This window comes from uncultured Granulicatella sp., assembly GCF_963528195.1.
Taxonomy (GTDB): domain Bacteria; phylum Bacillota; class Bacilli; order Lactobacillales; family Aerococcaceae; genus Granulicatella.
Genome location: NZ_CAURVN010000056.1, coordinates 1 through 7,624, shown reverse-complemented (window position 1 = coordinate 7,624; position 7,624 = coordinate 1). Strand labels below are relative to the sequence as shown.

Here is a 7,624-nt window from a genome sequence, read left to right as displayed (position 1 = left end):
AAAGAGACGACTTAAGTCGTCTCAAAAAAAGTCTAACTTTTTGGGGTCACTTCAACGACGCGAGTCGTCTTTTTCTATTCTTCAACATCTTCTGCGCTAACACCCATTAAGACTGGTAAAATCATTGGGCGACGAGCGGTTTGTTTATATAAATAAGGATTTAACGTATCGATAATGAGATTACGTAATGATCTCTCATTTAAAGGCTCATCAGCTTCATTAATGAAGGCTTGTAATTCTTCTTTTAACACTTGTTGAGCTTGGTTTAATAATTCACCGGATTCACGCATATAAATAAATCCGCGAGATAAAATTTCAGGTCCTGTTACTAATTCACGTTCATCATAATCAACAGTTGCAACGACAATTACTAAACCGTCTTGAGATAAAGTTTTACGGTCACGTAAAACGATATTTCCGATATCTCCAATACCATTTCCGTCTACATAAACATCTCCAGCATAGAAATGTCCAGCACGACGAGCAGAGTCACTTGTTACTGCTAAAATATCTCCATTACTTAAAATGAATGAATTTTCTTTAGGAATTCCAACTTGACTTGCTAAGTTAGCTTGGATTTTTTGCATTCTGTATTCACCGTGAACGGGCATGAAATACTTTGGTTTCATTAATCGTAACATTAGTTTTTGTTCTTCTTGAGAACCATGTCCTGAAGTATGAATATTATTTAATTTACCATGAATGACTTCAGCTCCAGCTTCAGATAGTAAGTTAATTACACGATTTACTGCAGCTGTATTTCCAGGAATAGGAGAGCTTGAGAAGATGACCGTATCTCCAGGTTGTACAGAAATTTGACGATGATTTCCATTGGCAATACGGCTTAAGGCTGCCATCGGTTCACCTTGCGATCCTGTACATAAAATAATGACTTCTTCAGCAGGATATTGGTTAATATCACGACCATCGATAAATGTATCATCTGGTGCAGAAATATATCCTAATTCACGAGAAGTAGCAAAACTAGCTTCCATACTGCGTCCAAAGACAGCAATTTTACGTCCAGTTGCTACTGCAACATCTGTTACTTGTTTTAAACGAGAAACATTTGATGCAAAAGTAGCGAAAATAATACGACCTTCTACACGTTGGATAATTTCTTTAATCGATTGTCCAACGACTTGTTCTGATTTCGTGAATCCTGGAACTTCTGAGTTCGTACTATCTCCTAAAAGAACTAGGACACCTTCTTCACCAATTTGAGCCATTTTGTGTAAATTAGCTGGTTGACCTACTGGTGTGAAGTCGAATTTATAGTCTCCCGTAAATACAATATTTCCAGGAGGAGTTTTAATGACAATACCGAATGCATCTGGAATAGAGTGAGTAGTGCGGTAAAAACTTACTTGAGTTTTTCTAAATTTAATAACCGAATCTTCATCTATTTCATGTAAGATAGCATCTCGAAGTAAGCCATGTTCTTCAAGTTTGTTTCGAATAAGTGACATTGCCAATTTAGTCGCATAAATTGGAATATTCACTTGTTTAATTAAGAAAGGAATACCACCAATATGGTCTTCGTGTCCATGAGAGATGAAGAGACCTTTTACTTTACTTTGGTTTTGAATAATATAGCTATAGTCAGGAATAACATAGTCAATTCCTAATAAATCATCTTCAGGGAACTTAATTCCAGCATCTAAAATAATTAATTCATCCTGGAATTGGACGCCATAGGTATTCTTTCCGATTTCACCTAAACCACCAAAAGCGAATACGCCCGTTTCATTATTTTTGATTGTTGGTTTCATTAGTTAAACACCGTAACTTTGAAATCAGGATTTTTTTGTTCATATGCTAAATGTTTTTCATCTAATTCTTGAATGAATTCAACATTATATTCAGTATTTTCGTCAACTAGGCGACGAGCTTCCACTTTATCTTGAGCTTCTACATATAGAGATAAAGTATTTTCACGACGTGGTGCTTCATTTTTTGATGGTTGGTAAGTAATTTTAAAAATCATTTTATAACTCCTTATTTGTTCAATTTATTTTCAAAAATTATTTTAACACAAAAGTACACTTTAAGTACAATTATCTGTGTAGTTTTTGTTGGATGATAGGAAATACATCCTTCGGTTCTTTAGCTACATCACAAGAGAGATTTCCTGCATCCATTTGATGATATTTTGTAAATTGAATCGGATGCCAATTTGCTTGAATAGCTCCTTTAATATCTGAATGGATATCGTCTCCGACCATAAAATATTCATCAGCAGAAATTTTTGACTCGACATGATGAAAAGCTTGGATACTTGGTTTTTTAGCTTGAATGGATTCAGAGATAAACCAAAAATCTTCAGAAATCCAGTTGGATAAGTTTAATTGGTACAGTTTATTTTTCTGATGGTCGGTTGGACCATTCGTCAAAATAGCGATTTGATATGATTCTTTATTGCATTGTTGAAATACCTCAATCCATTCCTCAGAAAGAGTAATTGCATTTAAAGTATCTTGATAAGCTTTATGAAAATCTTGGATTTGTTCAGGAGAAAGGTCAATTCCTACATCTTTAAAAGTTTTAAAAACTCTGTCATTATGAGATTCTTTTAAAGTCATATTTCCTGCTGTAAATTGTTCAAAGGCTTCGTTACTTCTTACTTGATAAAAATGGTAGAGCATTTTGGCATCAATATTAGGTGTTGCAAATCGACAAAACGTTTTAAAAAATACTTCATTTTTAGAATAAAGGGTATCATCTAAATCAAATATCACTGCAATTTTCTTATCCAATTACGACAGCTCCTTCTGGAATATAAAGTGGTTGAGTTTGGTTAATATGATCATAGAACATGACTCCGTTTAAGTGGTCAATTTCATGTTGAACCACAATGGCTTCATAGTCTGTCAATGTTTTAACTTTTTCTTCACCTTCTGGTGTGAAATATTTCACTGTAATTCGCTGTGGTCTTAATACCACTCCAGGAACTTCTCGATTAACGGATAAACATCCTTCGCCTTCTTTTAAGCAAGTTTTTTTAACAGATTCTCTTAAAATACGAGGATTAATCCATACTTCATCAAGTAGGGCAGGTTCATCTTCATAACCAGGAATTAAAAGAGCAATCATTTGAATTTCTTTTCCTAATTGTGGAGCAGCTAAACCAACTCCAGCACGTAATTCATATTTTGCAGCAATTTCTTCATCTTGACTATTATGTAGAAATTCTAGCATTTCTTTTGCTAAATGCTGTAAGTCATCTGATAATGGAAAACTAATTTTTTCCGCTCGCTTTCTCAAGGCAGGATGACCTTCTAAGACAATATCTTTCATTGTAATCATTTTAATTTTTCTACCTCCTATTTGCTTCTTTTCCTTTAGCATTATAGCATTTTTTTGAAAAGAAAACCATGCTAGAAAGTGAGTTTTAAGAGTTTATCCTTCATTCTCTAAGAATGGTTTAAAAGGAGGGAATAAACTACCCAATGTGCTCTTTTTCTGTTACAATGAAAGAGTATTTCATAAGTAAAGGAATTGAAATGATGCTTTTTTGGAAAAAGAAAAAAGAAACGAAAACTATTGAATTAGATAAGACAAATATTCCTCAACATATTGCTGTCATTATGGATGGTAATGGACGTTGGGCGAAAAGTAGAAATTTACCTCGAATTGCTGGTCATAAAGAGGGAATGAGTACGGTTAAAAGAATAGCCATTGCTGCAGATGAATTAGGAGTAAAGGCTATGACAATGTATGCGTTTAGTACAGAAAATTGGAAGAGACCAACCGAAGAAGTGAGCTTTTTAATGAAACTTCCGGGTGACTTTTTTAGTTCATTTATGCCTGAATTGCAAGAGAGAAATATGCGTATCCGTTTAATTGGATTTATCGATCAATTGCCTGAAGCAACAAGAAGAGTCGTTGAAAAAGCTGTTGAGGATACAAAAGACAATACAGGAATGACGCTATGTTTTGCTTTAAATTATGGTTCTAGAGCAGAAATTCTCCAAGCAGTAAAAGAAATTGCAGTAGATGTTTTTAATGGTGAGTATGATGCGGAATCTATTAATGAAGAAGTATTTGCGAACCATTTACAAACGAATTTTTTAGGAGATTTATCAGAGCCAGATTTAATGATTCGTACAAGTGGCGAACAACGGTTAAGTAATTTTCTTTTATGGCAATTAGCCTATAGTGAATATTATTTTACAGATATTTTTTGGCCAGATTTTAGTAAAGAAGATCTAGAAGAAGCGATTTTAACGTACCAGAAACGTCAGAGACGATATGGAGGATTAATTTCATGAAGACACGGATCATCACTGCCATTGTTACCTTGATGTTGTTTATTCCTGTTTTAATCATAGGTGGACATTTATTAAAAGCAGTTATTGCATTTTTATCATTTGTTGCTATTTTTGAATTTTTTCAAATGAAGAAATTATCTATTTTTTCTATTGAAGGAGTCTTAACTCTTATAGCTACCCTATCGATTATTTTTGCAAGAGCGCCAATTATTGAATTGCCAGTAGGAGTTGATTTCTTTTATATTTTCTTCCTTTGTGTCATGTTATTAATGTCATTAACGGTATATAAAAGTGAGACATTATTTATTGAGGATGTCAGTTTCTTATCTCTTATAGCTTTATATGTTGGTGGAGGATTTTCCGGAATTTTATATGTACGTGAATATGGTTTTGGAATGGTCGTTTTTGTTTTCTGTATTATATGGGGAACTGATACGTTTGCTTATTTTACAGGAAGAGCTTTTGGCAAACATAAATTAGCTCCAGCGATTAGTCCGAATAAAACAATTGAAGGTTCTATTGGTGGAGTGATTGGAGCGATTGGTTTAGGGACTATTGCTTTAAAATTATTTAACCCACTAGGATTTCATTTTATTGAAATGACTATTTTAATGATTGCCTTATCCGTATTTGGACAATTAGGTGATTTAGTAGAATCTGCTTATAAACGTAGATTTAATGTAAAAGATTCTGGGAAAATTTTTCCAGGTCATGGAGGAGTATTAGACCGATTTGATTCAACATTTTTTGCAATGTTTATGTTTCAAATTGTATTGAAATTTATTGGTACTCATTAAGGAGGACATATGATTAAAACAATTATTGCATTTATATTTGTATTTGGTGTCATTGTGACTATTCATGAATTTGGACACTTTTATTTTGCAAAACGTGCAGGTATTTTAGTAAAAGAATTTGCCATTGGAATGGGACCAAAGGTATTCCAAGTGCGTAAAGGTGAGACGGTTTATACATTACGATTACTACCCGTTGGTGGATATGTTCGTATGGCAGGTCATGAGGAAAGTGATCAAGAGATTAAACCTGGTATGATGGTGACACTTCGATTAGAAGATGGAATTGTTCAGCAAATTTCATTTGATCCATCAACTGAATTAGAACAAGGTATTCCTTTCCAAATTGAATCTTGTGATTTAGAAAAAAAGATGGTAGTAAAAGGATATAAACCTCAAACAGAAAAATTAGAAAAATTAAAGGTTTCTAAAACAGCAACCATTATTGAAGAAGATGGTACTGAAGTATCTGTTGCTCCAATTGAACGTCAATTTAATTCTGCTAGTTTAAAAGACCGTATGTTAACAAATTTTGCGGGACCGATGAATAATTTTATTTTATCGATTATTACATTTATTATCGTGGCATTTTTAGCAGGAGGAGTTCCTTCTAATGAAGCAGTAGTTGGAAACTTTGCAAGTGAATCTGCAGCTCAAGTAGCCGGATTACAAGTTGGCGATAAAATTATTGAAATTGAAGGACAAGCAGTAAAAAAATGGGGAGATATTAGTAAACAAATTTCTCCACGTGCTGACCTTGAAACAAAACTTGTGATTGAACGAAATGGAAATCAACAAACCATTGTGGTAACGCCTAAAGCGTATGATTTATCGAACGGATCTAAAGTTGGTGTTTTAGGAATTGAATCTGCGAAGAAAACAGATGTATTGTCTAAAATACTCTATGGATTTACTCAAACATGGTTTGTCATTAGTTCTGTATTCTTAACAATTGCATCATTCTTTACAAAAGGATTTTCGATTAATCAATTAGGTGGTCCAGTAGCCATGTTCTCACTAACTTCCCAAGTGGCTCAAAGTGGATTTATTTCTATTTTGAATTTCTTAGGATTAATTAGTGCCAACTTAGGAATGATGAATTTATTACCAATTCCAGCTTTAGATGGAGGTAAATTAGTATTAAATATCATCGAAGGGATTCGTAAGAAACCTCTAAAAGAGGAGTATGAATCTTATATTACAATTGCAGGTGCAGTATTCTTAATCATTTTAATGATTTTAGTAACATGGAATGATATTAGTAAATTATTTTAACAAGTAACAGGAGGTAAGTGATGGTTTTCTATAATAACAGAATAGAAAACCACACTTATTTTTTCAGTTATAGAGAGGAGTGCTCAAGTGTCGGAACATCAACAACAATTATTTTTAACGTTAATGAATCAATTGCAGCTAGATACGGATGAGTTTTTACAACCAGATTTTGATCAAGCCTCATTAACAAAAATTGATATTACCAAAAGTATTCCGGAATGGTGTTTTAATATTGAGACGAATCATGTGATACAGTACGAGAAATTCAAACGTTTCTATGAACAATTGAAACAGACTTATGAAAAAATTGCTCAGGTAAGATTAGTAGTCAAAACGAGAGAAGAGTCTCAAATTACCCAAGAACAAATTCAAGCGTATTGGGAAATAGTTCTCTTCCAATTACAACAAGAATCACCTCTTGTAGTTCAATTACTATCAGGACAAAGCCCTACTTGGAATCAGAAAAAAATACAATTTCATTGTCCAAATGAAATTACTAAATCTCATGTCAATGAAAATTACATCAAAAAAATTCAACAATACTTTGAGAATTTTGGTTTTCCAAAAATGGGTGTGGATATTATTGTCAATGACGAATTGGGTACTCAATTAGAAGAAGATTTAAGGATCAAACATGAAACGATTGAACAAGAGTATCAAGAAAAAGTTGTTCAACAAAAAGAAGTTCAAGAAACAGCAGCGCCTAAACCTGCTTCAGTTAATTCAGATTCATCTATTTTATATGGAAAAGCGATTCGTAGTAATTTAGAAACAAGAGAGATTGCAGATATTTATGAAGAAGAGCGAAATGTATTAGTTGAGGCACAAATTTTTGATATTGAAATTCGTACAAGAAAAGCAAGTGGAAAGTCTTTTGCGAATATTAAAATGACAGATTACACTTCATCTATTGGGGTAACTTTATTCCCCTCAACAGCTGAAGATGAAGAACGTTTAGCTGCCTTAAAAAAAGGAACATGGGTAAAAGCGTATGGAAATATTGAGATTAATAAATTTTCTCAAGAATTAAATATGATCGTTCGAGATATGAATAAAGTGGAGCATATTGGACGAATCGATCGTGCGCCAGAGGACCAAAAACGTATTGAATTGCATTTGCATACAAATATGTCGGTCATGGATGCAACGAATTCTGCGAGTGATTTAGTGAAACAAGCAGCAAAATGGGGACATCCTGCTGTAGCCATTACAGACCATGCAAACTTACAATCGTATCCAGAAGCTCATGGAGCAGGAAAAGGAAATAATATTAAAATCTTATAC

The 7,624-nt window shown here is 33.4% G+C and carries 8 protein-coding genes; 4 read left to right on the top strand and 4 right to left on the bottom strand.

What is annotated here, in order from left to right; translation table 11 throughout:
• Positions 1 to 74: 74 nt before the first annotated feature.
• From RWR88_RS08195 to def, 4 genes are all read right to left on the bottom strand, one after another.
• Entirely contained in the window at positions 75 to 1,772 is a 1,698-nt protein-coding gene (locus tag RWR88_RS08195; protein ID WP_314348842.1) for a ribonuclease J1, read from the bottom strand.
• Positions 1,772 to 1,987, bottom strand: coding sequence for a DNA-directed RNA polymerase subunit epsilon (locus tag RWR88_RS08190; protein WP_227931480.1), 216 nt, complete (start codon positions 1,985 to 1,987; stop codon positions 1,772 to 1,774). Before RWR88_RS08190 ends, RWR88_RS08195 begins: the two co-directional genes overlap by 1 nt.
• A gap of 70 nt (positions 1,988 to 2,057) precedes the next feature.
• Positions 2,058 to 2,756 carry an HAD family hydrolase gene (locus RWR88_RS08185; RefSeq protein ID WP_314451740.1) on the bottom strand — a complete coding sequence of 233 codons (699 nt, stop codon included), beginning with the start codon at positions 2,754 to 2,756 and terminating at the stop codon, positions 2,058 to 2,060.
• The gene (def, locus tag RWR88_RS08180; protein WP_314077917.1) at positions 2,749 to 3,306 is read right to left on the bottom strand and encodes a peptide deformylase; all 558 of its coding nucleotides are present in this window, start codon (positions 3,304 to 3,306) and stop codon (positions 2,749 to 2,751) included. The genes RWR88_RS08185 and def overlap by 8 nt, the downstream gene beginning before the upstream one ends.
• Positions 3,307 to 3,506: 200 nt before the next feature.
• Between def and RWR88_RS08175 the strand changes: the two genes are divergently transcribed.
• The 4 genes from RWR88_RS08175 to RWR88_RS08160 all read left to right on the top strand — a co-directional run.
• Positions 3,507 to 4,271 (top strand): isoprenyl transferase, encoded by a 765-nt coding sequence (locus RWR88_RS08175; RefSeq protein ID WP_314451742.1) that lies wholly within the window; start codon positions 3,507 to 3,509, stop codon positions 4,269 to 4,271.
• A complete protein-coding gene (locus RWR88_RS08170; protein ID WP_314451737.1) occupies positions 4,268 to 5,068 on the top strand; it encodes a phosphatidate cytidylyltransferase in 801 nt (266 codons plus the stop codon). Before RWR88_RS08175 ends, RWR88_RS08170 begins: the two co-directional genes overlap by 4 nt.
• A gap of 9 nt (positions 5,069 to 5,077) precedes the next feature.
• Positions 5,078 to 6,340, top strand: coding sequence for an RIP metalloprotease RseP (gene rseP / locus RWR88_RS08165; protein WP_314348846.1), 1,263 nt, complete (start codon positions 5,078 to 5,080; stop codon positions 6,338 to 6,340).
• Between the two features lie 87 nt (positions 6,341 to 6,427).
• Positions 6,428 to 7,624 (top strand): PHP domain-containing protein (locus tag RWR88_RS08160; RefSeq protein ID WP_314451735.1); only part of this gene is annotated, 1,197 nt, incomplete at its 3' end.

Coding starts and splice junctions, on each gene's coding strand:
- RWR88_RS08195 (WP_314348842.1), bottom strand. CDS start 1,772: ATGAAACCAACAATCAAAAATAATGAAACGGGCGTATTCGCTTTTGGT.
- RWR88_RS08190 (WP_227931480.1), bottom strand. CDS start 1,987: ATGATTTTTAAAATTACTTACCAACCATCAAAAAATGAAGCACCACGT.
- def (WP_314077917.1), bottom strand. CDS start 3,306: ATGATTACAATGAAAGATATTGTCTTAGAAGGTCATCCTGCCTTGAGA.
- RWR88_RS08175 (WP_314451742.1), top strand. CDS start 3,507: ATGCTTTTTTGGAAAAAGAAAAAAGAAACGAAAACTATTGAATTAGAT.
- RWR88_RS08170 (WP_314451737.1), top strand. CDS start 4,268: ATGAAGACACGGATCATCACTGCCATTGTTACCTTGATGTTGTTTATT.
- rseP (WP_314348846.1), top strand. CDS start 5,078: ATGATTAAAACAATTATTGCATTTATATTTGTATTTGGTGTCATTGTG.